Source organism: Photobacterium piscicola (assembly GCF_046058925.1).
GTDB lineage: Bacteria > Pseudomonadota > Gammaproteobacteria > Enterobacterales > Vibrionaceae > Photobacterium > Photobacterium piscicola.
The window spans coordinates 320436-346142 of sequence record NZ_CP175534.1 but is presented as its reverse complement, the minus strand read 5'-3'; the positions used below and the strand labels follow the sequence as shown (position 1 = coordinate 346142).

At 43.0% G+C, this 25707-nt stretch carries 25 protein-coding genes; 21 read left to right on the top strand and 4 right to left on the bottom strand.

The window, feature by feature from the left end:
- Positions 1-62 precede the first annotated feature (62 nt).
- Positions 63-602: a cobalamin adenosyltransferase gene (locus tag ACJZU6_RS01680; RefSeq protein WP_080159048.1), complete on the bottom strand. Its 540-nt coding sequence runs from the start codon at positions 600-602 to the stop codon at positions 63-65.
- Positions 603-742: 140 nt separating this feature from the next.
- Here ACJZU6_RS01680 and ACJZU6_RS01675 point away from each other — a divergent pair, with 140 nt between their 5' ends.
- From ACJZU6_RS01675 to ACJZU6_RS01575, 21 genes are all read left to right on the top strand, one after another.
- Positions 743-1660 (top strand): ABC transporter substrate-binding protein, encoded by a 918-nt coding sequence (locus ACJZU6_RS01675; protein WP_408900551.1) that lies wholly within the window; start codon positions 743-745, stop codon positions 1658-1660.
- Complete coding sequence (locus tag ACJZU6_RS01670; protein WP_408900550.1) at positions 1638-2678, top strand: FecCD family ABC transporter permease; 1041 nt, start codon at positions 1638-1640, stop codon at positions 2676-2678. The genes ACJZU6_RS01675 and ACJZU6_RS01670 overlap by 23 nt, the downstream gene beginning before the upstream one ends.
- The gene (locus ACJZU6_RS01665) at positions 2675-3442 is read left to right on the top strand and encodes an ABC transporter ATP-binding protein (RefSeq protein WP_107277105.1); all 768 of its coding nucleotides are present in this window, start codon (positions 2675-2677) and stop codon (positions 3440-3442) included. The genes ACJZU6_RS01670 and ACJZU6_RS01665 overlap by 4 nt, the downstream gene beginning before the upstream one ends.
- 353 nt (positions 3443-3795) lie before the next feature.
- On the top strand, positions 3796-4242 hold the full coding sequence (gene mioC / locus ACJZU6_RS01660; RefSeq protein WP_408900549.1) for an FMN-binding protein MioC: 447 nt from the start codon (positions 3796-3798) through the stop codon (positions 4240-4242).
- Between the two features lie 426 nt (positions 4243-4668).
- Positions 4669-6558: a tRNA uridine-5-carboxymethylaminomethyl(34) synthesis enzyme MnmG gene (mnmG, locus tag ACJZU6_RS01655; RefSeq protein WP_080159053.1), complete on the top strand. Its 1890-nt coding sequence runs from the start codon at positions 4669-4671 to the stop codon at positions 6556-6558.
- 10 nt (positions 6559-6568) lie between these two features.
- Positions 6569-7189 carry a 16S rRNA (guanine(527)-N(7))-methyltransferase RsmG gene (rsmG, locus tag ACJZU6_RS01650; protein WP_080159054.1) on the top strand — a complete coding sequence of 207 codons (621 nt, stop codon included), beginning with the start codon at positions 6569-6571 and terminating at the stop codon, positions 7187-7189.
- A 17-nt stretch (positions 7190-7206) separates the two neighbouring features.
- Entirely contained in the window at positions 7207-8001 is a 795-nt protein-coding gene (locus tag ACJZU6_RS01645) for a ParA family protein (protein ID WP_080159055.1), read from the top strand.
- Between the two features lie 8 nt (positions 8002-8009).
- Positions 8010-8909 (top strand): ParB/RepB/Spo0J family partition protein, encoded by a 900-nt coding sequence (locus ACJZU6_RS01640; RefSeq protein ID WP_408900548.1) that lies wholly within the window; start codon positions 8010-8012, stop codon positions 8907-8909.
- Between the two features lie 175 nt (positions 8910-9084).
- Positions 9085-9474, top strand: coding sequence for a F0F1 ATP synthase subunit I (locus ACJZU6_RS01635; protein WP_080159057.1), 390 nt, complete (start codon positions 9085-9087; stop codon positions 9472-9474).
- A gap of 8 nt (positions 9475-9482) precedes the next feature.
- Positions 9483-10286, top strand: a complete 804-nt coding sequence (atpB, locus tag ACJZU6_RS01630) for a F0F1 ATP synthase subunit A (RefSeq protein ID WP_080159058.1) — start codon at positions 9483-9485, stop codon at positions 10284-10286.
- Between the two features lie 66 nt (positions 10287-10352).
- Positions 10353-10610, top strand: coding sequence for a F0F1 ATP synthase subunit C (gene atpE, locus ACJZU6_RS01625; RefSeq protein WP_012551447.1), 258 nt, complete (start codon positions 10353-10355; stop codon positions 10608-10610).
- Positions 10611-10692: 82 nt separating this feature from the next.
- A complete protein-coding gene (gene atpF / locus ACJZU6_RS01620; RefSeq protein WP_080159059.1) occupies positions 10693-11163 on the top strand; it encodes a F0F1 ATP synthase subunit B in 471 nt (156 codons plus the stop codon).
- 16 nt (positions 11164-11179) lie between these two features.
- A complete protein-coding gene (gene atpH / locus ACJZU6_RS01615) occupies positions 11180-11713 on the top strand; it encodes a F0F1 ATP synthase subunit delta (protein WP_080159060.1) in 534 nt (177 codons plus the stop codon).
- A 16-nt stretch (positions 11714-11729) separates the two neighbouring features.
- A complete protein-coding gene (gene atpA, locus ACJZU6_RS01610) occupies positions 11730-13271 on the top strand; it encodes a F0F1 ATP synthase subunit alpha (protein WP_080159061.1) in 1542 nt (513 codons plus the stop codon).
- 45 nt (positions 13272-13316) lie between these two features.
- Positions 13317-14183 carry a F0F1 ATP synthase subunit gamma gene (gene atpG / locus ACJZU6_RS01605; RefSeq protein WP_080159062.1) on the top strand — a complete coding sequence of 289 codons (867 nt, stop codon included), beginning with the start codon at positions 13317-13319 and terminating at the stop codon, positions 14181-14183.
- 32 nt (positions 14184-14215) lie between these two features.
- Positions 14216-15622 (top strand): F0F1 ATP synthase subunit beta, encoded by a 1407-nt coding sequence (gene atpD / locus ACJZU6_RS01600; RefSeq protein ID WP_080159063.1) that lies wholly within the window; start codon positions 14216-14218, stop codon positions 15620-15622.
- Between the two features lie 17 nt (positions 15623-15639).
- Positions 15640-16062 carry a F0F1 ATP synthase subunit epsilon gene (locus ACJZU6_RS01595; protein WP_080159064.1) on the top strand — a complete coding sequence of 141 codons (423 nt, stop codon included), beginning with the start codon at positions 15640-15642 and terminating at the stop codon, positions 16060-16062.
- 266 nt (positions 16063-16328) lie between these two features.
- Positions 16329-17687 (top strand): bifunctional UDP-N-acetylglucosamine diphosphorylase/glucosamine-1-phosphate N-acetyltransferase GlmU, encoded by a 1359-nt coding sequence (glmU, locus tag ACJZU6_RS01590; RefSeq protein WP_080159065.1) that lies wholly within the window; start codon positions 16329-16331, stop codon positions 17685-17687.
- Positions 17688-17931: 244 nt separating this feature from the next.
- Positions 17932-18705, top strand: coding sequence for a DeoR family transcriptional regulator (locus ACJZU6_RS01585; protein WP_107277150.1), 774 nt, complete (start codon positions 17932-17934; stop codon positions 18703-18705).
- A gap of 36 nt (positions 18706-18741) precedes the next feature.
- On the top strand, positions 18742-20577 hold the full coding sequence (gene glmS / locus ACJZU6_RS01580) for a glutamine--fructose-6-phosphate transaminase (isomerizing) (RefSeq protein WP_408900547.1): 1836 nt from the start codon (positions 18742-18744) through the stop codon (positions 20575-20577).
- Positions 20578-20880: 303 nt separating this feature from the next.
- The gene (locus tag ACJZU6_RS01575; protein WP_408900546.1) at positions 20881-21252 is read left to right on the top strand and encodes a helix-turn-helix transcriptional regulator; all 372 of its coding nucleotides are present in this window, start codon (positions 20881-20883) and stop codon (positions 21250-21252) included.
- A gap of 48 nt (positions 21253-21300) precedes the next feature.
- Here ACJZU6_RS01575 and ilvA read toward each other — a convergent pair whose 3' ends face one another.
- The 3 genes from ilvA to ilvE form a co-directional block, all read right to left on the bottom strand.
- Positions 21301-22854 carry a threonine ammonia-lyase, biosynthetic gene (gene ilvA, locus ACJZU6_RS01570; protein WP_080159069.1) on the bottom strand — a complete coding sequence of 518 codons (1554 nt, stop codon included), beginning with the start codon at positions 22852-22854 and terminating at the stop codon, positions 21301-21303.
- Between the two features lie 4 nt (positions 22855-22858).
- Entirely contained in the window at positions 22859-24700 is a 1842-nt protein-coding gene (gene ilvD / locus ACJZU6_RS01565) for a dihydroxy-acid dehydratase (RefSeq protein WP_080159070.1), read from the bottom strand.
- A gap of 73 nt (positions 24701-24773) precedes the next feature.
- Positions 24774-25706: a branched-chain-amino-acid transaminase gene (gene ilvE / locus ACJZU6_RS01560; protein WP_327770141.1), complete on the bottom strand. Its 933-nt coding sequence runs from the start codon at positions 25704-25706 to the stop codon at positions 24774-24776.
- Between the last annotated feature and the right edge of the window lies 1 nt (position 25707).

Genomic DNA, 25707 nt, shown 5'->3' with positions numbered 1-25707 from the left:
TAACCCAATATATCAGCAACAAAAAAACGCCATATATAATTGATATGTGGCGTTTTTTATTATTATTTAGCTTCGGGCGAAGGATAATTTATGCTGATATATTCAGGCTCTTCAATCCCAGCCTGCTGATTAAGCACTCGCGTTAATGCAAAAAAGTAATTCACCAACAAATTACTGAATCGAGGTAATGTTTCAGGCACCTTTTTACCCACCGCATCAACGTTAACTAATTGACGCACCACCTTCTTCGATAAACTCCGACATTGATGTAATTGCACCACCGCGCCTATCCCTCGTGGTAATACAAAGCGCTTATTGTTATCGGTTACTTGGGCGCGAAAATAATGATAATCCGCTTTCAACTTAATAATATCCGCTTCAAAAATACCGCACTTACCTCGAATAGATCCATTGAGGTTAAAAATACGTGGTTGTAACCATGATAAAGATTGTCGCACTTCATCATCTTGCAGTTGTGAAATGGCTAATCCCACATACGTACATAATTCATCGGTGAGAATTTCAAAATCACATAACGGGGAATCTTCAAAAATAAAGGGATAAGCAAGTTCATCAATATCACCCGAAAATTTTAATACCATAACTGTGTTATTCCTTGCCAAATATACGTAATTCTAACAGAAGACGACCATTGACAGCGCTCAAAAAATCACTAACTATGTCCGCAAAATTTGCTTACCAAGGATGAGGTAAGCTCACTATTAGCAGCATATGGAAAATTATGTATTCACGACTTAAAAATTTATTTTTTATAGGCTGCCTATGCACTAGCACAGCCTGTTTAAGTGCACAAACCTCATACCCAATCACCGTCACAGATGCCAGTCAGCACCCACTGACATTAACCACGATGCCGACACAAGTTGACTCTAAAAGCATGTTTAGTGATCAAGTATTAATGGCACTATTGCCCTTAAAAAACATCACCAGTTTAAGTCGTTTAAGTAAGGACCCGACTTATTCAATTATTGCCGATAAAATTCCAGAGACATTACCGCTACGTGATCTAAACGTGGAACGTATCATTGCCGAACGTCCAGATTTAGTGCTGGTGGCCAGTTGGAGTGATGGACCTAAAATTGCTCAATTACGTGCAGCAGGTATCAATGTTTTTGTTATTAAAACCGTTTATAGCCTCAAAAATATTGAACAAAACATTTTATTAATTGGCAAGCTCGTCAATAAAAATGCAGCGGCGATGGCTGTGGTTGACAAGATGAACACCAAACTTAAACAACAGGTTATTATTCCACAGCACAAGCTAACTGCTATTGAATACACCCCCTGGGGCGCATCCAGCAATCATAACTCCACTATCAATACCATTATTAGTCACGCCCAGCTTAACAACGTGATTGCCAATACCAATGGCGATAAATTTGGCCAAGTTCCAATAGCGAAAGAACAACTGTTAGCCCTAAACCCTGATGTAATTATTATTCCAGGTGAAAATAACAATGGCTTTAAACAACAGCTATTACACGATCCAGCCTTGCAAACATTAACGGCCATTCGTGATCGCCGCGTTATCAGCTTGCCACATTCATTACGTTCAACCGATAGCCAATATATTGCCGATGCTATCATCTACCTTAATCATAAGGTTTATCAGTCTCATGTTCACCCATCCATACATTAAACCCGTTCAAGGTCTATTAGCCGTTACCGCATTACTGGTGCTACTCATGCTTTATTTGAGCCTCGGATCAGTTGCCATTCCCATGCATGATATTGTTGCCATGCTTGCCAGTTATATTCAGGGAGGGGAAACCTTAGCTCAGCAACAACATCCCCTCGCCTCAGCCATCATATTACAGATCCGTTTGCCCCGCGCTTGTACCGCTATATTAGCAGGAAGTGCGTTAGCGTTAGCTGGAGCATGCAGCCAAGGTTTGTTTAGAAATCCCCTCGCTAGTCCCGATATCTTAGGTATCAGTGCAGGCAGTAGCTTTGCAGCAGTGGTGGCGATTGTCAGTGGCTTAACGGTCGTCAATCCTGCGTTATTACCCCTTGTTACAGCCATCGGCGCATTAATAACGGCAACAATCGTTTATTTAATTGCTCGTCAAACTCAACAACATGGTTTATTCATCATTTTAGCCGGGCTCGCCGTGTCGAGTTTATTAGGTGGATTAACCATGGGCGTATTGTTAACCGCTCAACAATATGAAGTGAGTGAGTTTGTCTTTTGGACCATGGGAGGATTAGACGCGCGTACATGGCAACAATTATTATGGCCAACCCCCATTATTATCATTACAGGATGGCTACTATTACGCCACGGTCAGACCTTAAATTTACTGGCTTTAGGTGAGCAAAATGCCCACGGCATGGGAATAAATGTTAACCACAGCCGCCGATTATTATTACTACTGACCACCTTACTCACCGCAATGGCCATTGCTGTAGCGGGCCCAATTGGTTTTATTGGCTTAATAGTGCCGCATTTAGCACGGTTACTAATAGGACCGAATAATCGTATTTTATTACCGTTTTCAGCATTATTTGGCGCAATGTTTTTATTAGCGTGTGATCTTATTGCCCGTACCGTTATTGCTCCCAATGAATTAAAAACGGGGATTATCACCGCGGTTATAGGCGGGATCTATTTTATTGCTCTACTCATACGCAGCCAATATAAAGGATTACCATCATGATCCCATCACTGAAAATAACCCAATTAAATTATTACCAAGGATCACAACCATTATTGCAGAATATCAATTTTGCGATTAATCCCGGTGAGTTAGTCGGAATTATCGGCCCTAATGGCGCAGGGAAAAGTACCTTATTAAAATGCCTGAGCGGTTTTGTTGCACCTAAAAGTGGCAATATTTCTCTATTTGAACGCCCTCTCAGCAGCTACAACCATCAACAACGGGCACAATATTTAAGTTATTTACCTCAGCACACCGAACCCGCATTTGGCTTTGTGGTTCAAGATATTATTCATTATGGCCATCACCAATCCTCGTCGATATCAGAACAAAAAATAACAAGCATTATTAATCAGTTAGAGATAAAACCATTATTAAAACGCCCAATCAACCAACTCTCTGGTGGTGAACAACAACGGGTACATTTTGCACGGTTACTGATTCAAAATGCCGCCATTATGCTACTTGATGAGCCCACAGCCAGCCTTGATATTGGCCATGAGTCGCTCTTACTTAATATTTTGAGCCACCATTGCCAACAAGGCAAAAGCGCACTAATTGCCATTCATAACCTTAATACGGCCATCACATTTTGCGATCGTTTATTATTGCTTGAACAAGGCCAACAAATTGCCTTTGATACACCTCAAAACGTATTAACATCCGCCCAAATTAATGCACTTTATCACCACCATGTCAGCGTTATCCCTCATCCAACCACCCAAAAACTGGTTATTTTACCTCGAAAAAACAAGATCATTTAATTATTGCGATCAGTATGATGATCGCAATAATTAAAGATCATAAGCTTGTGCAAACAATAAGGGGATCATGTGGGTAAGATCTTTTATTAAGACCAAATCCCTTTTATCTTCCATCGCCGTAATGATCATCTTAATTGCTATAAAACTTCATTTTTTTGTATAAATACCCACATTTTTTCCCTGTTTCATCCCCACTTGATGCTGGTGGATAAAAAAAATACCCTGTCAGTGAATAAAAATGGTCACTTATGCCATAAAGGCTATCTTTATAGGGTTTGATCTCAGTACAATCTCAAGCTGGTATTCATCATTTCATATCGATGATCCCATCTAACGCCAATTTGAGGACAATTATGTCAACTATTACGCTGATCACTGGCAGCACGCTTGGTGGTGCTGAATATGTCGCCGATCATGTAGCCGATTTACTTACCGCACAAGGTCATCAAACCGATATCACAAACCAACCTCAATTTGATCAATTAAACCAAGACACCATTTGGCTTATTATTTGTTCAACCCATGGGGCCGGTGATTATCCAGATAACTTTATCGCCTTTACAAATGCTCTTGCTGATCAGAATCCCACTCTTGATCAGCTAAAATTTGCCGTTATTGGGCTTGGAGACAGTAATTACGATACTTTCTGCGCTGCAGGTAAAAATATTCAAGCACGCTTACTCTCATTAGGTGCAACACAGCTTGGTGAACGACTTGATATTGATGTTTCAATGACACCAGTACCTGAAGATGCCGCAGAAATATGGCTTGAAGAATGGCAAAATGTATTAAATGATTAAAAAGTGGTCAATAGTTACTCAATTTGAAATCCTATTTAATGCTTTTATCTGTGGATAACTATAGATCTAAACGGTGATCAACCCATAGTTATCCATTTAATAACTTATAGACCCCTCTGCCCCTGTGTATAAGTAGCCATTTTGATCCCAGCCTATCCTCTGGAAGATCCAAGCTACTCCACAACAAATGATCGTCTATAAACACATGATCATAAGGATCATTTAGCGGTTATCCACACGATCAGTGGATCCTAATAGTAGATCTAATAGAAGATCTCTTTAAAAAGATCTTATATATATTTAAGAGACGTAAATGGGCGATCAAATGATCTTGATGAAAGATTCTCTCTTGCCAAGAAACAGGATAGAATGTCCGCCCTTTGCTCTAGTTAACTCACTGGCTATTTAAATACCTGAGGAAGTTTCATGTTTTACCAGGAAAAATTTGATGTCATCGTTGTGGGTGGTGGTCATGCCGGTACCGAAGCGGCACTGGCAGCTGCCCGAATGGGACAAAAAACCTTACTATTGACCCATAATATCGATACGTTGGGCCAAATGTCGTGCAACCCAGCTATCGGCGGGATCGGGAAAGGACACCTGGTTAAAGAAGTTGACGCCCTTGGTGGCTTGATGGCACATGCTATCGATAAAGGCGGAATTCAATTCCGTACACTCAACTCTTCCAAAGGCCCTGCAGTTCGGGCAACACGTGCACAAGCAGACCGTGCACTTTACAAAGCAGCAGTACGTAACGTATTGGAAAATCAGCCTAATTTAATGATTTTCCAACAAGCTGTAACAGATTTAATTGTTGAAAACCATCGCACTACCGGTGTAGTGACTGAAATGGGTTTAAAATTCCACGCAAAAGCTGTGGTATTAACCGTCGGTACATTCCTTGGCGGTAAAATTCATATTGGTCTAGAAAACTACAGTGGCGGTCGTACTGGTGATCCTGCATCAAATGCACTTGCGGATCGTCTCCGTGAATTACCGTTACGGGTTGATCGCTTAAAAACAGGTACTCCACCACGTATTGATGCACGCACTGTTGATTTAAGTATTCTTGAAACCCAACATGGTGATAATCCAACCCCAACATTTTCTTTCATGGGGAAACAATCGGATCATCCTCGTCAAATTCCATGTTTTATTACTTACACCAACGAGCGTACGCATGAGGTTATTCGTAATAACCTTGATCGTAGCCCAATGTATGCTGGTGTGATTGAAGGTATTGGCCCTCGCTACTGCCCTTCAATTGAAGATAAAGTGATGCGTTTTGCGGATAAAAATAGTCACCAAATCTTCATTGAGCCTGAAGGCTTAACCACCAATGAACTGTATCCAAATGGTATTTCTACAAGCTTACCGTTTGATGTTCAGATGCAAATTGTGCGCTCAATGAAAGGATTTGAGAACGCAACCATTATGCGTCCTGGTTATGCGATTGAGTATGATTTCTTTGACCCGCGCGATCTTAAACAAACCTTTGAAAATAAATACATTGATGGATTGTTCTTTGCGGGACAAATTAACGGTACGACCGGTTACGAAGAAGCGGCAGCTCAAGGCCTAATGGCAGGCATGAACGCTGCCCTTCAAACCCAAGACAAAGAAGGTTGGAGCCCACGTCGTGATCAAGCGTACATGGGCGTATTGATCGATGATTTATCAACGATTGGTACTAAAGAACCGTACCGTATGTTTACGTCACGTGCGGAATATCGCTTGTTGTTACGTGAAGATAATGCTGATTTACGTCTAACACCAATGGGACGTGAATTAGGTCTAGTTGATGATGAGCGCTGGGCGCGTTTCAATCAAAAATTAGAAAATATGGAACAAGAGCGTCAACGTTTGAAAGAGATTTGGGTTAATCCAAACTCGAATCATATTGAGAGTTTAAATAAGATCCTTAAGTCACCGATCGTTCGTGAAGCGAATGGTGAGGATCTTCTTCGTCGCCCTGAAGTTACTTACGAACAATTAACGACAATTGAAACGTTCGCGCCAGCACACGAAGACATTGAAGCGCGTGAGCAAGTTGAAATTCAGATTAAATACCAAGGTTATATTGATCGCCAACGTGATGAAGTTGAAAAATCATTACGCCATGAGACCACTAAACTACCTTTTGATCTTGATTACAGCTTAGTGAAAGGTTTATCAAACGAAGTCGTAATTAAGCTTAATGATGCGAAGCCTGAATCTGTAGGCATGGCATCACGTATTTCAGGTATTACACCAGCCGCTATTTCATTACTATTGGTTTATTTGAAAAAACACGGCTTGCTTAAAAAAGGCGAATAAGGGCTCGATAATGAAACAACGTTTAATACAACTTATCGCTCAAACTGACCTGCAGGTCACAGAACAACAACTCGATCAATTGATTGGTTATGTGCAACTGCTGCATAAGTGGAATAAAGCGTATAATTTGACTTCTGTGCGTGATCCTAATGAAATGTTAGTTAAACACATTATGGATAGCATTGTTGTTAGCCAATATTTAGATGGTGAGCGTTACATTGATGTGGGTACGGGGCCGGGTTTACCTGGAATTCCATTAGCAATTATGTGCCCGCATAAATCATTTACGCTGCTTGATAGCTTAGGTAAACGAATTCGATTTATTCGCCAAGTGATCCATGAGCTAAAAATTACCAATGTGACTGCAGTTCAAAGTCGAGTTGAAGAGTTTGATCCCGGTGAAGGTTTTGATGCGGTATTAAGTCGTGCCTTTGCTTCAATGTCAGACATGGTTAATTGGTGTCACCATTTGCCTAAGTCAGGCGGCCAGTTTTTCGCTCTTAAAGGTCAGTACCATCAGGATGAAGTCTCCGATTTACCTGAATGGTGTACTGTTGTTGAAGTTAAATCTTTGCAAGTACCTGAACTTGATGGTGAACGTCATTTAGTTGTTTTAACGGCAAAAGATTAATTGTTGAGGTTTTTTTTGTGGGAAGAATCATAGCTGTTGCAAATCAGAAAGGTGGTGTTGGTAAAACAACATCGTGTGTCAATCTGGCTGCTTCATTGGCTGCTACGCAGCGTAAAGTATTAGTGATCGATCTCGATCCTCAAGGTAACGCTACCATGGCTAGTGGGGTCGACAAATATCAAGTCGAATCTACCGCTTATGATCTTCTTGTTGAAGAAACCCCATTTAATCAGGTTGTTATTAACGAAACCACGGGTGGCTATCATTTGATAGCCGCTAATGGCGATGTAACTGCAGCTGAAATTAAATTGATGGAAGTGTTTTCCCGTGAGACGCGATTACGTAATGCACTGGCGCCTGTTCGTGACAATTACGATTATATTTTTATCGATTGTCCGCCATCTCTAAACTTATTAACAATCAATGCGATGACGGCAGCTGACTCAGTGTTAGTGCCGATGCAGTGTGAATATTTTGCCCTTGAAGGTTTAACCGCATTGATGGACACCATCAGTAAATTAACCGCGGTTGTTAATAGTGATCTCAAAATTGAAGGGTTATTGCGGACCATGTTTGATCCCCGTAACCGACTTTCAAATGAAGTGTCACAACAGCTTAAAAAACACTTTGGTGATAAAGTATATCGCACTGTTATTCCTCGCAATGTTCGTCTTGCTGAAGCGCCAAGTCACGGTCGCCCTGCAATGTATTATGACAAATATTCTAGTGGTGCTAAGGCGTATTTAGCGTTAGCCGGTGAAATGATTCGCCGTGATGAATTAGCACTGCAAGCCCCCCAGGTTGAAGCGTAAGGTTTTCCATGAATTTCAATAAACGAGGCTTGGGCAAAGGCCTTGATGCCCTATTAGCCACCAGCAATGTTGCTCAAGCTAAAAAACAGCAAAGTGATGACAACGCATCACAACAGGCTGCCGTTGATGGTGAATTACGCCAGATTGCAGTTACCGCACTTAAATCAGGTCAATATCAGCCTCGTAAAGCAATGGCGGCTGATGCGTTAACTGAATTAGCGGAATCGATTCGTGCTCAAGGTGTGATTCAACCGATTGTTGTACGCCGTATTGATAGCCAAAGTTATGAAATCATTGCCGGTGAGCGTCGCTGGCAAGCAGCCCGTCAAGCGGGTCTACAGGTTGTACCTTGTATTATTAAAAATGTTGATGATCGTGCTACGGTGGCGATTGCGCTGATTGAAAATATTCAACGTGAAGATCTTAATGCAATCGAAGAAGCGCGTGCGCTAGAACGTTTACAACAAGAGTTTTCATTAACGCATCAACAAGTTGCCGATGCGGTAGGTAAATCACGTGCCGCGGTTTCTAATTTATTGCGATTGAACCAATTATCTGACGCCGTCAAACAATTGGTTGAGCAAAAACAGTTAGAAATGGGTCATGCAAGGGCTTTATTGGCCTTAGACGAGCAACAACAGTTAGCTGCTGCACAAATTATCATCAATAAGTTGTTAACTGTGCGTGAGGCTGAAAAGCTAGTAAAAACGTTATTAAATCCAACTGAAACGCCGGCGAAGTTAGCACCTCAACCTCAAACGGTGGCATTGCAATTAAGTTTGAGCGAGCGTTTTGGTACTAAAGTTGCCGTAAACCAAAATAAAAATGGTAAAGGCAAAATTGTTATTAATTTTGATCAACAAGATAAACTAACGCAAATTCTTACAATGCTTGGTCACGATTTGTGATCTAGTCGCGAGAATTATTAATTCAAGCGTTATGTGAAAGTTGATGGGTTATTTTGTTGTAAAATATAAATGTTTTTTTGCTGCAATAAGATTGCATTCAATCTATTCAGCCGTATAATTTTCGCTGTATTTCCCTGCACTCATGTGTCGTGGAATGGACTCGAGGAACGAATACATGGTATCGGCGCTAGTGAAACCGGGACGCCAATTGGCAAAGCGGTTGCTGTTACTACAATCTGGCGTCGTAGTAGTTACGGCATTAACGGCAGTCTTCGCTGTCAATGTTGACTGGGGAATCTCTGCACTTATCGGTGGTGGTATTTTTGTAATTGCCAATGCCGTATTTGCTATGTGTGCGTTTATGTACAGTGGTGCCAGGAAGGCACGATTAGTCATGGCGTCATTTTATGGCGGAGAAGTGCTCAAAATCCTCATTACAGTCATCCTTTTTGCCGCAGCTTACCTGTATAAAGGGGTGGAACTTGTTCCCCTCCAACTAACCTATTTGCTGGTCCTTGGTATTAATATTTTTGGACCGGTTTTATTCATTAACAACAACAAATAGGATGAGTTATGGCTGCGCCAGGTGAAGCGCTAACGCCGTCAAGCTACATAACCCACCACTTAACTAACTTATCGACTGATAAGCTAGGTTTAGCGAGTGAAGGTAGTTTCTGGACGGTAAATATCGACAGCCTTATTTTTTCTGTCTTAACCGGATTATTCTTTTTATGGGTATTTCGTAAGGTAGCAAAACAGGCGTCATCAGGAGTTCCAAGCAAGTTACAATGTTTTGTGGAAATGATTGTTGAATTCGTTGATACCAACGTTAAAGATACTTTCCATGGCCGCAATCCACTTGTTGCTCCGTTAGCACTAACCATTTTCTGTTGGATTTTACTGATGAACATCATGGACCTTGTGCCAATTGATTTTCTTCCGTATGCCGCACAAAGTGTTGGAATTCCTTATTTGAAGGTGGTTCCAAGTGCTGACGTTAACATCACTATGGCAATGGCGTTAGGTGTATTCGCATTGATGATTTACTACAGCATCAAAGTGAAAGGTCTACTCGGCTTTGCAAAAGAACTGGCTCTTCACCCGTTCAATCACCCAGTAATGATTCCATTTAACTTACTACTTGAAGTGGTATCGCTGATTGCGAAGCCAATTTCTTTAGGTATGCGTTTATTCGGTAACATGTTTGCTGGTGAAGTGGTGTTTATTCTTATCGCGGCGTTGATGCCGTGGTGGGCTCAATGGCTAGGCTCGGTACCGTGGGCTATTTTCCACATCCTGGTCATTACAATTCAAGCATTCGTATTCATGATGTTAACTATTGTGTACCTGTCTCAGGCGCATGAAGACAATCATTAACGATTATTTGTAAATTTTAGATTTTTTATTGGCACTTTAGCCGACAACTATAAACTGGAGATAGTGATGGAAACTTTACTAAGCTTTTCTGCAATTGCCGTGGGCATTATTGTAGGTCTTGCTTCCCTTGGTACAGCGATCGGCTTCGCAATTCTTGGTGGTAAATTCCTTGAAGGCGCTGCACGTCAACCTGAAATGGCGCCAATGCTACAAGTTAAGATGTTCATCATCGCAGGTCTATTGGACGCCGTTCCAATGATCGGTATCGTAATCGCGTTGCTATTCACATTCGCAAACCCATTTGTTGGCCAACTAGCTGGCTAATAAACCGCTGTGATCAGCCTTTCTCAAGAAGGCTGACTCCAGAGTAAATGGACCCTAGCAACCCTTTTTAAGGAGATGCGTTGTGAATATGAATGCAACTTTGCTGGGTCAGGCTATCGCTTTCTTCTTCTTTGTCGTGTTCTGCATGAAATATGTATGGCCGCCAATTATGGAAGCGATTGAAGAACGTCAGAAAAAAATTGCTGACGGTTTGGCAGCAGCAGATCGCGCTGCCAAAGACCTGAACCTTGCACAAGCTAATGCTTCTGATCAATTGAAAGAAGCGAAACGCGCCGCGAGTGAGCTGATTGAACAGGCAAATAAGCGTAAAGCTCAAATTGTCGATGATGCGAAAATTGAAGCCCAAGCTGAGCGTGAAAAGATTCTTGCTCAAGGTCTGGCTGAAATTGAAGCTGAACGTAATCGTGCTCGTGATGAGTTAAGAAAACAAGTTGCAACTCTAGCTGTGATTGGCGCTGAGAAGATCATTGGTCGCTCCATCGATATGGAAGCGCAAACTGATATTCTTAACGAACTCACTGCAGAACTGTAATTAAAGGGGCAAGCACATGTCGGATATGACTACTATCGCACGCCCCTACGCTAAAGCAGCATTTGACTTTGCGGTCGAGAAAGGCGAACTAGCACAGTGGGCAGAAATGCTAACTTTTGCTGGCGCTGTGGCAACTAATGACACTATGCAAGATATTCTTGATAGTGGCTATGCCGCTGACAAGCTCGCTGAAATTTTTGTTTCAGTGTGCGGTGAGCAACTCGATGAATTCGGCCTTAACTTAATTAAAGTGATGGCTGTAAATGGACGCCTCAATGCGCTACCTGATGTCTGTGGTGAATTTATGCTGATGAAACATGAGCATGAAAAAACTATCGAAGCTATGGTGATCTCTGCCATCGTTCTTGATGAAAGCCAGTTAGATGCGATCAGCGCCAAACTTGAGCAGCGTTTAGCACGTAAAGTGATGTTGACCTGCAGTGTAGACGAGACCCTGATTGCTGGGGTCGTAATTAGAGCTGGAGACCTTGTTATCGATAACTCTGTACGGGGAAAATTGAACCGTCTGAGCGATACTTTGCTGTCTTGATTTGGGGAATTGGAGCATGCAACTTAATTCCACGGAAATTAGCGCACTGATCAAACAACGTATTGAAAACTTCAACGTTGTAAGTGAAGCGCGTAACGAAGGTACTATCGTTTCTGTAAGCGATGGTATTATTCGAATCCATGGCCTTGCTGACGTAATGCAAGGTGAAATGATTGAACTACCTGGCGGCCTGTTCGCTTTAGCACTTAACCTTGAGCGTGACTCTGTTGGTGCGGTAGTTATGGGCCCTTATGCTTCGCTACAAGAAGGCATGAAGGTAACCGGTACTGGTCGTATTCTTGAAGTACCTGTTGGCCCAGCACTACTTGGGCGTGTTGTTAACACCCTAGGTCAGCCTATTGATGGTAAAGGTTCAATTGAAACAGAGACATTCTCTCCTGTTGAAGTAATTGCACCGGGTGTAATCGATCGTAAATCTGTTGATCAACCAGTACAAACTGGTTACAAAGCAGTGGATGCGATGATTCCTATCGGTCGTGGTCAGCGTGAGCTGATTATCGGTGACCGTCAAACGGGTAAAACTGCGATGGCTATCGATGCCATCATTAACCAGAAAAATTCTGGTATCTACTCTGTGTATGTGGCTATTGGCCAGAAAGCTTCAACGATTGCGAACGTGGTTCGTAAACTTGAAGAGCACGGCGCATTGGAAAACACTATTGTTGTGGTTGCATCTGCTTCTGAAGCGGCAGCACTACAATACCTTGCACCTTACTCAGGTTGTGCAATGGGTGAATATTTCCGTGACCGTGGCGAAGATGCACTGATCGTATACGATGACTTGTCTAAACAAGCCGTTGCTTATCGTCAAATCTCACTATTGCTGAAGCGTCCACCAGGCCGTGAAGCATTCCCTGGTGATGTTTTCTACCTTCACTCTCGTCTTCTTGAGCGTGCATCACGAGTTAGTGCGCACTACGTTGAGAAATTTACGAATGGTGAAGTGACAGGTAAAACCGGTTCTTTAACTGCGCTACCTATCATTGAAACGCAAGCTGGTGACGTATCGGCGTTCGTACCGACCAACGTTATCTCTATCACTGATGGTCAAATCTTCCTACAAACAGAACTGTTCAATGCGGGTATTCGTCCTGCGGTTGATCCAGGTATTTCTGTATCGCGTGTAGGTGGTGCTGCCCAAACTAAAGTTATCAAGAAGCTTTCTGGTGGTATTCGTACTGCCCTAGCACAGTACCGTGAACTAGCAGCGTTTGCTCAGTTCTCGTCAGACCTTGATGATGCAACCAAGAAGCAACTTGATCACGGCCAAAAAGTGACTGAGTTGATGAAGCAAAAGCAATACTCGCCAATGTCTGTATTTGAGCAAGCTATTGTTATTTTTGCTGCTGAAAAAGGTTTCCTAGGCGATATTGAAATTGCCAAGTTAGCTGATTTCGAAGCTGCGTTGCTTTCATTTGCCAAAGGTCAATTTGCTGAGTTAGTAGCTCAAATTGATAAAACGGGTGCTTACAACGATGAGATTGAAGCGCAGTTCTCGAAACTGCTGCAAGATTTCAAAGCGACCCAAACTTGGTAATTGGTGGGTGATCGCTTAGCGATCACCTTCTAACGGAGAGTGACGATGGCCAGCGCAAAAGAGATTCGTAACAAGATCGGCAGTGTTCAAAATACACAGAAGATCACCAAAGCGATGGAAATGGTGGCCGCTTCTAAAATGCGTAAAACGCAAGAAGCGATGGAGTCATCACGTCCATATGCACAAACTATGCGCAAAGTGATCGGTCACCTCGCCCTTGGTAGCCTTGAGTATAAACATCCTTATCTCGAAGAGCGTGAAGCCAAGCGCGTCGGTTACATCATTGTTTCTACTGATCGTGGTCTGTGTGGTGGTTTGAATATTAACTTGTTCAAACAAGCCATTAATAATGTTCAGACTTGGACTGAAAAAGGTGCGGAAGTTGATCTTGCGCTAATTGGCGCGAAAGCAACGGCCTTTTTTAACAACTACGGCGGTAACGTAACGGCTCAGGTTTCAGGCCTTGGTGATTCACCAACGGTTGACGAGCTGATCGGTACAGTTGGCGTAATGCTAAAGAAATATGATGAAGGTCAATTAGATCGTTTGTATCTGGTATACAACAAGTTTGTAAATACCATGGTGCAAGAACCGGTGATTGATCAATTGTTGCCTTTGCCTAAGTCAGAAGACGAAGAGATGCAGCGCAATCATTCTTGGGATTATATTTATGAGCCCGAGCCTAAACCTTTACTTGATGCTTTATTGGTTCGCTATGTTGAATCACAAGTGTATCAAGGCGTGGTTGAAAACCTTGCCAGTGAGCAAGCGGCACGAATGGTAGCAATGAAAGCTGCAACAGATAACGCAGGTGATCTTATCGATGACTTGCAACTTGTGTACAACAAAGCCCGTCAGGCGGCGATCACACAAGAATTATCAGAAATCGTTTCTGGTGCATCTGCTGTTTAAGGCAAAGAATTAATAAGTTTAGAGGATTAACGATGGCTACAGGTAAGATCGTCCAGATCATTGGTGCAGTAGTCGACGTAGAGTTTCCACAGGACTCTGTACCCAAAGTATATGATGCCCTACATGTTGATGCGAAAGAGAAAGGTACGTTAGTACTGGAAGTTCAGCAGCAACTTGGTGGCGGTGTTGTGCGTGGTATCGCAATGGGTACTTCTGATGGCTTACGTCGTGGTTTGTCTGTAGAAAATACAGGCCGCCCTATTGAAGTACCAGTGGGTACGGCAACACTAGGACGTATCATGAACGTTCTAGGTCAACCCATTGATGAGTGTGGTGAAATCGGTGAACAAGAGCGTTACGCTATTCACCGTCCAGCGCCAAGCTATGAAGAACAATCAAATGCAACCGAGCTACTAGAAACAGGCGTTAAGGTTATCGACCTTATCTGTCCGTTTGCTAAAGGTGGTAAAATCGGTCTGTTTGGTGGTGCGGGTGTTGGTAAGACCGTTAACATGATGGAGCTTATCAATAACATCGCCCTACAACACTCAGGTTTATCAGTGTTTGCTGGTGTGGGTGAGCGTACTCGTGAAGGTAACGATTTCTACTTTGAAATGCAGGAAGCTGGGGTTGTTAACCTTGAGAAGCCTGAAGAATCTAAAGTAGCAATGGTTTACGGTCAGATGAACGAGCCTCCAGGTAACCGTCTACGTGTTGCTTTGACTGGTTTAACCATGGCTGAGCGTTTCCGTGATGAAGGTCGTGACGTACTGTTATTTATCGATAACATCTACCGTTACACCCTTGCGGGAACAGAGGTGTCAGCACTATTGGGTCGTATGCCTTCTGCGGTAGGTTACCAGCCAACACTTGCTGAAGAGATGGGTGTGTTACAAGAACGTATCACATCAACTAAGTCAGGCTCTATCACATCAGTGCAGGCGGTATACGTTCCTGCCGATGACTTGACTGACCCATCACCAGCAACAACGTTTGCTCACCTTGATGCGACAGTTGTTCTATCACGTCAAATCGCATCGCTAGGTCTATACCCTGCGATCGACCCATTGGATTCAACATCTCGTATGCTTGATCCATTGGTGGTAGGTCAAGAGCATTACGACGTTGCGCGTGGTGTTCAAAGTTTACTACAGCGTTATAAAGAGCTGAAAGATATCATCGCAATCCTAGGTATGGATGAGCTATCTGAAGAAGATAAGCAAGCTGTATCGCGTGCGCGTAAGATCGAACGTTTCCTAACGCAGCCTTACCACGTAGCAGAAGTATTTACCGGTTCACCTGGTATTTACGTATCACTAAAAGATACGTTACGTAGCTTTAAAGGTATTTTAGCTGGTGAATATGACGATATCCCTGAGCAGGCATTTATGTACTGTGGTGCGATTGAAGACGTATTAGAAAACGCCAAAAAACTGTAAGCTAATTAGGAGGCGATATGGCAGCGATAACCTTTCACCTGGATGTCGTCAGCGCTGAGAAACGTTTGTTTTCTGGTCGTGCTGAAAATATTCAAGTAACAGGTAGCGAAGGTGAGCTCGGTATTCATGCCGGCCACACGCCGTTGTTGAGTGCGATTACTCCAGGTATGGTACGTATTATTAAGCAAGGCGGTAAAGAAGAGGTTATTTATCTTTCTGGCGGCATGCTTGAAGTGCAACCTGGTATCGTAACTGTACTTGCTGACACTGCTATTCGTGGTATTGATTTAGATACTGCGAAAGCTGAAGAAGCAAAGCGCCAAGCTGAAGAGAGAATTCATAATCAGCATGGTGATATCGATTTTGCCCAAGCAGCCAGTGATCTAGCAAAAGCAATTGCTCAGCTACGCGTTATTGAATTGACGAAACGTTCACGTTAATCATTGAATAACTGCACCATAGAAAGCGACCTTAGGGTCGCTTTTTTTATCGTTGTTCTCTATGTGGTTAACTAATTAATAACGTGCATATATGGTTGTCATTGTTATGGCTTATTTTTAAACATGTATAAATAAAAGTTATTTATAACGAGTTTTTTTGTTGGTTATTTTTTAGTTAAAATATGCAAATCATTCTTAAACCTATGTGCATCTACAGGTACAATAGGGATATATAAACTTTATATGCATTCAGAGGAATACTCGTCATGAGCTTTAGTGCTGTGATTCTTGCCGCGGGAAAAGGCACCCGTATGTACTCTAACTTACCCAAGGTACTTCATACCCTTGCAGGTAAGCCAATGGTTAAGCATGTTATCGATACATGTAATGATATTGGTGCAAATAGCATCAACCTAGTTTATGGCCATGGTGGCGATACCATGCAGCAAGTACTAGCCAAAGAAAATGTTAATTGGGTATTACAAGCAGAGCAACTAGGTACCGGACACGCGGTTAATCAGGCAGTACCAAATCTTGCTGATGATGAGAAAGCATTGATTTTGTACGGTGATGTACCATTAATCAGTGCACAAACATTAGAAAACTTGCTTGATGCTCAACCAAGTGGTGGTATTGCATTACTGACTGTTGTACTCGATGATCCTTCAGGTTATGGCCGTATTGTGCGTCGTAATGGCCCGGTTGTGGCAATCGTTGAAGAAAAAGACGCAACAGAAGAGCAAAAGCTAATTAAAGAAGTTAACACTGGTGTGTTGGTTGCCAATGGTGGTGATCTTAAGCGTTGGTTAGCTTCACTTAAGAACGAGAACGCTCAAGGTGAATATTACTTAACTGATATTATCGAAATCGCACATAACGAAGGCCGTGCTGTTGAAGCGGTACACCCTGCGTTAGCGATTGAAGTTGAAGGGGTGAATAACCGAGTTCAACTGGCGCGTCTTGAGCGTGCATTTCAGAGTATGCAAGCTGAGCGCCTATTAGAACAGGGTGTTATGCTGCGCGATCCAGCACGCTTTGATTTACGCGGTGCACTACAATGTGGTACTGATGTTGAAATCGATGTGAACGTTATTATTGAAGGTAGCGTAAGCATTGGTGATAACGTGGTTATCGGTGCTGGTTGCGTGCTAAAGAATTGTGAAATTGATGATAACAGTATCATTAGCCCTTACAGCGTAATTGAAGGTGCGACTGTTGGTGAAATGTGTACTGTAGGCCCATTTGCACGTCTACGTCCAGGTACTGAATTACTGACTGGTGCGCATGTGGGTAATTTCGTTGAAATGAAGCAAGCACGTTTAGGCCTTGGTTCTAAAGCGGGTCATCTTAGCTATTTAGGTGATGCTGATATTGGCGCAAATGTAAATATCGGTGCGGGTACTATTACCTGTAACTATGATGGTGCTAATAAATTTAAAACAGAAATTGGTGACGATGTATTTGTTGGTTCAGATACTCAGTTGATCGCGCCTGTTAAAGTTGCTGCTGGCGCAACCATTGGCGCTGGCTCAACCATTAACCGTAATATCGGTGAAGATGAGCTAGTGATCACGCGTACGCCTGCACGTACGATCAAAGGTTGGAAACGCCCAACTAAAAAATAGGCTTATTCCATAGCTGAAAAAATGTCAGTTTAAAGTCTTAAAAACAATCAAGCAGAGCCTAAGCTCTGCTTTTTTTTTGGCTTTTTTTGGCTTTTTTTTGACCATGTTTGGTGTTTTGATGGACATATTATTATCCTTTTAGTGCATTTTTTCGTGTCGAAAATTATTTAAAGGGTATTGCAGAATCCTTTTTATTGACGTTATACTGGTTTCAAATCGAAACTTATTGTGTTGTTTAACATTCATGTCGAAACGTAATACTCAGCAGCGTCGTCATGCTATTGCCGTTATGGTCAGTGAGCAAGGCGAAGTTAGCGTTGATGTTTTAGCGCATCATTTTTCTACTTCAGAAGTTACTATTCGTAAAGATCTCGCGGCATTAGAGGTTACTGGCTCACTACTACGTCGTTATGGTGGTGCTATTGCTATGCCTACTGAAATGGTTTCTACCGAACAAGCTGAACAAGTTTCAGTTTGTAAGTTAGCTATTGCTCAAGCAGCAGCAGAGCAAATTCGCGATCACCATAGAATTATCATTGATAGCGGCAGTACCACAGCAGCATTGATTTCATTACTTGGTAGCAAACAAGGCTTAATCGTAATGACGAATGCATTACATGTTGCTAATGCCCTTAACGCGCTTGAAAACGAGCCGACGTTATTAATGACTGGTGGTACATGGGATCCCCATTCTGAATCATTTCAAGGGCAAGTCGCAGAATCTGTATTACGTTCATATGATTTTGATCAGCTCTTTATTGGCGCTGATGGTATTGATGTCGCGCGCGGTACGACCACATTTAATGAATTAATGGGGTTAAGTCGAGTGATGGCTGAAGTATCACGTGATGTAGTGGTGATGGTCGAATCCAATAAGGTTGGCCGTAAGATCCCCAATCTTGAACTTGCGTGGCAAGGAATTAGTACCTTGATCACCGATGATGGTTTAAGTGACGCAGATAAACAAAGTATTGAACAACATGGCGTGCGCGTTATTCGCGCGCCCGTAAACGTATAACATCAAAATAACCAAAGCAGTGGTAAAGGAATTATTATGTGTGGGATAGTGGGTGCAGTTGCACAACGTGATGTAGCTGAAATTTTAATTGAAGGTTTACGTCGTTTGGAATATCGCGGTTATGACTCCGCAGGTGTTGCAATTGTGAATACAGACAATGAGCTTCAGCGTGTGCGCCGATTAGGTAAAGTACAAGAATTGGCTGATGCGGTTGATAATATGCCTTTAAGTGGCGGCACGGGTATTGCGCATACGCGTTGGGCAACCCATGGTGAACCTTCTGAAGCTAATGCCCACCCCCATATTTCTGGCCAACATATTGCTTTAGTTCATAACGGTATTATTGAAAACCATCAGTCATTACGTGAATTATTGCTTGAGCGTGGCTATGTATTTAGTTCGCAAACTGATACTGAAGTGATCGCACATTTAGTCGATTGGGAATTGCGTTCAGCGGCGAATTTGCTTGAAGCCGTTCAAAAAACGGTATTACAGCTTCAAGGTGCATACGGTACGGTAGTGATGGACAGTCGTGATCCTGAACGAGTGGTCGTTGCTCGTTCTGGCAGTCCGCTCGTGATCGGTCTTGGTGTTGGTGAAAACTTTATTGCCTCGGATCAATTGGCGTTATTAAATGTTACTCGCCGCTTCATGTTCTTAGAAGAAGGTGATGTTGCTGAAGTAACACGACGTAAAATCTCAGTATTTGATAGCAATGGCCAAGCGGTTGAACGCGTGGTGAGTGAATCAAATATTGAGCATGATGCGGCGGATAAGGGTCAATATCGTCATTACATGCAAAAAGAGATCTTTGAGCAGCCAAGTGCATTGATCAACACCATGGAAGGCCGTATTAGTAATGATCATGTGATCGTGGAAAGTATTGGCAGTGATGCGACGGCGATCTTTGATAAAGTAGAACACATTCAGATCATCGCTTGTGGTACTTCTTATAATGCCGGCATGGTTGCACGCTACTGGTTTGAATCAATTGCGGGCGTTAGCTGCGATGTTGAAATTGCTTCAGAGTTTCGTTACCGAAAATTTGTTACTCAGCCCAATAGTTTACTGATCACTCTGTCTCAATCAGGTGAAACGGCTGATACATTGGCAGCATTGCGTTTAGCAAAGCAAAAAGGCTATATGGCGGCAATGACCATTTGTAATGTGGCGGGATCATCGTTAGTTCGTGAATCTGACTTAGCCTTTATGACGCGTGCAGGGGCTGAAATTGGTGTTGCCTCGACGAAAGCATTTACTACTCAGCTGGTGGCATTATTAATGTTAGTCACGGCGCTCGGTAAGCAGCAAGGTAATATTGATCGAGTTCAAGAGCAACAAATCGTGACAGCATTACATCAGTTACCGACTCAAATTGAAAAAGCGTTGGCGTTTGATAAACCCATCGAAGTATTAGCTGAAGATTTTGCTGATAAACAACACGCATTATTTTTAGGTCGTGGCGAGTTTTATCCGATTGCTGTTGAAGCATCATTGAAATTGAAAGAAATTTCTTATATTCATGCTGAAGCTTACGCGGCGGGTGAACTTAAGCATGGTCCATTAGCATTAGTTGACGCTGAAATGCCGGTTATTGTGGTGGCTCCGACCAATGATTTGCTTGAAAAGCTTAAGTCAAATATTGAAGAAGTTCGCGCTCGTGGTGGACTGTTGTATGTATTTGCAGATGATGAAGCTGGATTTGAGGAATGTGAGGGTATGAAAATTATCACCATGCCAAAAGTAGATGAGATTATCGCCCCTATTTTCTATACCATTCCGATGCAATTATTATCCTATCACGTTGCTTTAATTAAAGGGACGGATGTCGATCAGCCACGTAACCTTGCTAAAGCGGTAACGGTTGAATAAAACGGTTATTGGTCTTTAAGGCGTAAGATTAACACGTTAAAAAAGGCACCGTGAAGGTGCCTTTTTTTATGTTTGATAGTGATAGCTTGTAAAGCCTAATTATATTGGCACTAATAACGCTTTTTTTGCGAAATAGAAATAACACCCTTCCAAATTTCGAACTGCAATTCAAAATACAAAAAAACGATGCCATTAATGACTAATTGTCTGATTTTTGCTCACTCTTACCCCAAAAAACTTGGCGTGCCATCTGCAAGGAGAGTCACTACTACTAATGCTGATAATTGATGGGTGGAGTAAATAATGGCTGAACGTAAACAAGAAATGGCGCTACGTATCAAAGAAGCGCGAGAATGGAAAGGTTTAACCCAAGTCTATATGGCGCAGCAGTTAAAAGTGGCTCGCCAAACCTATTTAGATTTAGAAACGGGTAAAACTGAGCCTAAAGTTCGCTTATTGGTGGAAATATCAGAGCTTACAGAAAGACCATTAACGTGGTTTATTTATGGTGATTTAGGGCTTGATATTATTGAGAACGAATACAAAGAAGAAATTGATCAATTGGTGCAGTGTTTTGGTTGTCTACCTCATTCAGCAAGGAAAATGATTTTGCAGCAGAGTATTCAGTTAGCGCAGTTTATGATGGAGTATACGCGTACGATCCCGCGTCGATGATAATATTGCAGAGAAAAAAAGCAGCACTAAGGCTGCTTAATGGTGTCGCTATTGGGCGAGAAAAAACTTATATGCGGGGTTGTCAGTTTCATCATGCCAGTGGTAACCCAGCTTACGTAAATGGCAGGTAAATGATAGCAAGTCATGATCGGCTAATTCAAAGCCACATAAGACTCGGCCATAATCTGCACCATGGTTACGGTAATTAAATAAGCTAATATTCCATTGCCCACCTAAGGTCGATAAGAATTTAGCTAAAGCGCCGGGATATTCAGGAAACTCAAAACTATACAAGCGTTCTTGCAATGGTTTTGATGGTCGGCCACCGATCATATACCGCACATGAACCTTGGCCATTTCATCATCGGATAAATCCATAACGGGATATCCTCCCTGATGTAGATCGGCAATAATTTGATCTAATTCAGGTTGTCCTTGAAGTAAGCGTACTCCAACAAAGACATTGGCTAATTTGCTGTCGTTGTAACGGTAGTTAAACTCGGTGACTGCTCGCCCGCCAATGAGGTGGCAAAATTCAAGAAATGCCCCTGGACGTTCAGGAATAGTAACCGCCAATAACCCTTCACGTTTTTCACTTAACTCACACCGCTCTGAAACATAGCGTAAGCCATGAAAGTTAAGGTTAGCTCCAGATAAAATGGCACCTAAATGACGCTGCTGCAGTTGCTGTTGTTCGGCATATTTTTTTAAACCGGCAAGTGACAATGCTCCCGAAGGTTCAGCAATGGCACGTGTGTCTTCAAAAATATCTTTTACTGCGGCACAAATTTCATCACTGCTAACTGTGATCACATCATCAAGATATTGTTCACATAAACGGAAAGTTTCATCGCCAATACGTTTTACTGCAACGCCATCGGCAAACATACCCACTTGATCCAGTGTGACGGGTTGTCCTGCATCTAAAGCTGCTTTTAAACAGGCAGAGTCTTCCGCTTCGACACCGATCACTTTAATTTCGGGTAATAATTGTTTAAGTAATACCGACACTCCCGCGGCTAAACCACCACCGCCAACAGGCACAAACACATAGTCAAGGTGACCATTTTGTTGGATCAGTTCAATCCCTATCGTGCCTTGTCCAGCAATGATAGCGGGGTGATCAAACGGTGGAATAAATGTATAACCATGTTGTTGAGCGAGCATTTCTGCATGAGTTTTTGCTTCATCAAAATTATTACCATGCAGGATCACGTTGCCGCCAAAACCACGTACGGCATCAACTTTAATATCCGGTGTGGTACGTGGCATAACAATGGTGGCACTAACCCCTAACTTTTGGCTTGATAGGGCCAACCCCTGTGCATGGTTGCCCGCAGATGCTGCAATGACGCCTGCTTGACGCTGAGGCTCCGTCAGTTGAGTCATCATGTTATAAGCGCCGCGCAGTTTAAAAGAATGCACCGGTTGGCGATCTTCACGTTTGAGCTGAACATGATTACCGATACGCTCACTGAGACGGGTCATGTTTTGTAATGGTGTGACTTGTGCCACCTCATACACGGGGGCGCGTAAGATATTACGCAGATAATCAGCTCCGCTCAGTAAATATTGGTCGCTAGCAAGTTTGACATCGATCATCAGGTTATCCTTCTAGCTTTGATTTATCACGTACGGCGCCTTTGTCAGCACTGGTTGCGAGTAGCGCATAGGCTTTAAGTGCTAATGACACCTGACGTTCGCGATCGACAGGTTTCCAGCCGCGTAATTCAGTTTCTGCACGGCGAGTGGCGAGAGTGGCATCATCAACCAATAAGTTGATACTGCGATTAGGAATATCAATCGCGATCATATCGCCACTATTAATTAAGCCAATAGTGCCGCCACTAGCAGCCTCAGGTGACACATGACCAATCGATAATCCCGAGGTGCCGCCAGAGAATCGACCATCAGTGATTAGGGCGCACTCTTTACCCAGCCCCATTGATTTTAAGTAGGTGGTTGGATACAACATTTCTTGCATTCCTGGGCCACCTTTCGGGCCTTCATAGCGGATCACAACCACATCCCCTGCTTTGACTTTGCCACCTAAAATACCTTCAACTGCAGTATCTTGGCTCTCAAATACCACCGCCGGTCCGGTAAAGGTTAGGCAACTTTCATCAACACCTGCGGTTTTAACGATACAGCCATCAAGCGCCATATTGCCAGATAACACCGCCAATCCACCTTCATCACTAAACGCAAATTCTCGACTACGAATACAGCCATGTTGACGATCATCATCAAGGGTGTCCCAGCGACAGTTTTGTGAAAACGCTTTAGTGGTACGAATGCCTGCAGGACCGGCGCGGAAGAAATCTTTTACTGCTTGAGATTGAGTTTGGACAATATCGTAATGGCGCAGACTTTCGGCAAAGGTTTCACTCAAAATATTATGGCATTGGTTATGGAATAATCCGGCGCGATCAAGTTCTCCTAAAATGGCATAAACGCCACCCGCACGGTGAACATCTTCCATATGGTATTTAGGGGTTGAAGGGGCAACTTTACACAGTTGAGGCACGCGACGTGACATTTGATCAATATCCGCCATAGTGAAATCCACTTCACCTTCTTGAGCGGCGGCCAATAAATGTAAGACGGTATTACTAGAACCACCCATTGCAATATCGAGTGCCATCGCATTTTCAAAAGCTTGTTTATTGGCAATATTACGCGGTAATGCACTGGCGTCATCTTGTTCATAATAACGTTTAGTCAGCGCCACAATGCGTTTGCCTGCATTGATAAATAACTGTTCACGATCCGCATGTGTTGCCAACATTGAACCATTACCCGGTTGGCTTAAGCCTAATGCCTCAGTTAAACAGTTCATCGAGTTAGCGGTAAACATTCCAGAACATGAGCCACAGGTTGGGCAGGCGGATCGTTCGATCTGCTCACTTTGTTCGTCAGAAACAGAAGGATCCGCACCTTGGATCATCGCATCAACCAAGTCAAGTTTGATCACTTGCTCTGAAAGCTTCGTTTTGCCTGCTTCCATTGGACCGCCAGAAACAAAAATTACCGGAATATTTAACCGCAATGAGGCCATTAACATTCCAGGGGTGATTTTGTCACAGTTAGAGATACACACCATGGCATCGGCGCAATGAGCATTGACCATGTATTCAACTGAATCGGCAATGAGTTCGCGAGATGGCAATGAATACAGCATCCCGCCATGACCCATTGCGATACCGTCATCAACCGCGATGGTATTGAATTCTTTGGCGATGCCTCCTGCTTGCTCAATCTGTTCGGCAACTAACTGTCCCAAATCTTTTAAGTGAACATGACCGGGTACAAATTGAGTAAACGAGTTCACTACCGCAATAATCGGTTTGCCAAAATCTTGATCTTTAACTCCTGTTGCGCGCCATAATGCGCGTGCACCTGCCATATTTCGGCCATGAGTTGTGGTTGCTGAGCGGTACTTAGGCATAACAATAAAATCCTTTTTAGCTCAGCCATCGTCACGATGGCTGACGTCATTAATTAACGCAAACTGTGGCGTATTATTTGGCAGGGTATACGTAGTCTAACCAACCCCATTTATCGTCGGTTTCACCGTTAAAGAGCCCAAAATAATCAGTTTGTAGTTGGTGGGTAATCGGCCCGCGTTTACCTGCTCCAACCGTAATTTTATCCACGCTACGAACAGGAACGATTTCAGCCGCCGTGCCAGTCATGAACACTTCATCGGCTAGGTAAAGGGCTTCTCGAGCGATGTTTTCTTCTCGTACTTCATAGCCTCGTTCTTTGGCGAGTACCATGATGGTATCGCGAGTAATACCCGGTAAGATTGCACTGGTGGTTGGTGGGGTTGAAAGTACGCCATTACGCACTACAAAAATATTTTCGCCTGCGCCTTCTGAAAGATAACCATCAACACTTAAAGCTATGCCTTCGGCATACCCGTGGCGACGGGCTTCACTGCCAACAAGCAGTGATGATAAGTAGTTACCGCCAGCTTTAGCTGCGGTTGGAATGGTATTAGGCGCGGCGCGGTTCCAGCTCGAAATCATCGCATCGACGCCATTTTCTAATGCTTGTTCACCTAAATATGAACCCCATGGGAAAGCGGCAACAATCAGATCCATGATGGTATCAACCGGAGGACAGACGCCTAAACCAACATTACCCACATAACCTAATGGGCGAATATAGGCTGAATTAAGTTTGTTGACGCGAATGGTTTCACGGCAAATTTCCATCAGTTGATCACAGCTATAAGGAATCGGAAAGCGATAGATTTTGGCGGAATTAAGCAGGCGTTGCATGTGTTCAGAGTGGCGAAAAACTGCCGGTCCTTGTGGTGTGTCATAACAACGAATACCTTCAAAAACAGAGGTGCCATAATGCATTGCATGGGTAAGAACGTGAACATTGGCTTCTGCCCAAGGTACGATGTTACCGTTAAACCAAATAAAATCAGCGGTGTTTGCCATG

Excerpts from the sequence above, each read along its gene's own strand:
- atpB (WP_080159058.1), top strand. The coding sequence starts at position 9,483 with ATGGCTGCGCCAGGTGAAGCGCTAACGCCGTCAAGCTACATAACCCAC.
- atpE (WP_012551447.1), top strand. The coding sequence starts at position 10,353 with ATGGAAACTTTACTAAGCTTTTCTGCAATTGCCGTGGGCATTATTGTA.
- ACJZU6_RS01665 (WP_107277105.1), top strand. The coding sequence starts at position 2,675 with ATGATCCCATCACTGAAAATAACCCAATTAAATTATTACCAAGGATCA.
- ACJZU6_RS01640 (WP_408900548.1), top strand. The coding sequence starts at position 8,010 with ATGAATTTCAATAAACGAGGCTTGGGCAAAGGCCTTGATGCCCTATTA.
- glmS (WP_408900547.1), top strand. The coding sequence starts at position 18,742 with ATGTGTGGGATAGTGGGTGCAGTTGCACAACGTGATGTAGCTGAAATT.
- atpD (WP_080159063.1), top strand. The coding sequence starts at position 14,216 with ATGGCTACAGGTAAGATCGTCCAGATCATTGGTGCAGTAGTCGACGTA.
- ACJZU6_RS01575 (WP_408900546.1), top strand. The coding sequence starts at position 20,881 with ATGGCTGAACGTAAACAAGAAATGGCGCTACGTATCAAAGAAGCGCGA.
- ilvA (WP_080159069.1), bottom strand. The coding sequence starts at position 22,854 with ATGATCGATGTCAAACTTGCTAGCGACCAATATTTACTGAGCGGAGCT.
- rsmG (WP_080159054.1), top strand. The coding sequence starts at position 6,569 with ATGAAACAACGTTTAATACAACTTATCGCTCAAACTGACCTGCAGGTC.
- ACJZU6_RS01670 (WP_408900550.1), top strand. The coding sequence starts at position 1,638 with ATGTTCACCCATCCATACATTAAACCCGTTCAAGGTCTATTAGCCGTT.
- ilvD (WP_080159070.1), bottom strand. The coding sequence starts at position 24,700 with ATGCCTAAGTACCGCTCAGCAACCACAACTCATGGCCGAAATATGGCA.
- ACJZU6_RS01680 (WP_080159048.1), bottom strand. The coding sequence starts at position 602 with ATGGTATTAAAATTTTCGGGTGATATTGATGAACTTGCTTATCCCTTT.
- ilvE (WP_327770141.1), bottom strand. The coding sequence starts at position 25,706 with ATGGCAAACACCGCTGATTTTATTTGGTTTAACGGTAACATCGTACCT.
- ACJZU6_RS01635 (WP_080159057.1), top strand. The coding sequence starts at position 9,085 with ATGGTATCGGCGCTAGTGAAACCGGGACGCCAATTGGCAAAGCGGTTG.
- ACJZU6_RS01595 (WP_080159064.1), top strand. The coding sequence starts at position 15,640 with ATGGCAGCGATAACCTTTCACCTGGATGTCGTCAGCGCTGAGAAACGT.
- glmU (WP_080159065.1), top strand. The coding sequence starts at position 16,329 with ATGAGCTTTAGTGCTGTGATTCTTGCCGCGGGAAAAGGCACCCGTATG.
- atpA (WP_080159061.1), top strand. The coding sequence starts at position 11,730 with ATGCAACTTAATTCCACGGAAATTAGCGCACTGATCAAACAACGTATT.
- ACJZU6_RS01585 (WP_107277150.1), top strand. The coding sequence starts at position 17,932 with ATGTCGAAACGTAATACTCAGCAGCGTCGTCATGCTATTGCCGTTATG.
- mioC (WP_408900549.1), top strand. The coding sequence starts at position 3,796 with ATGTCAACTATTACGCTGATCACTGGCAGCACGCTTGGTGGTGCTGAA.
- atpH (WP_080159060.1), top strand. The coding sequence starts at position 11,180 with ATGTCGGATATGACTACTATCGCACGCCCCTACGCTAAAGCAGCATTT.
- ACJZU6_RS01675 (WP_408900551.1), top strand. The coding sequence starts at position 743 with ATGTATTCACGACTTAAAAATTTATTTTTTATAGGCTGCCTATGCACT.
- atpG (WP_080159062.1), top strand. The coding sequence starts at position 13,317 with ATGGCCAGCGCAAAAGAGATTCGTAACAAGATCGGCAGTGTTCAAAAT.
- mnmG (WP_080159053.1), top strand. The coding sequence starts at position 4,669 with ATGTTTTACCAGGAAAAATTTGATGTCATCGTTGTGGGTGGTGGTCAT.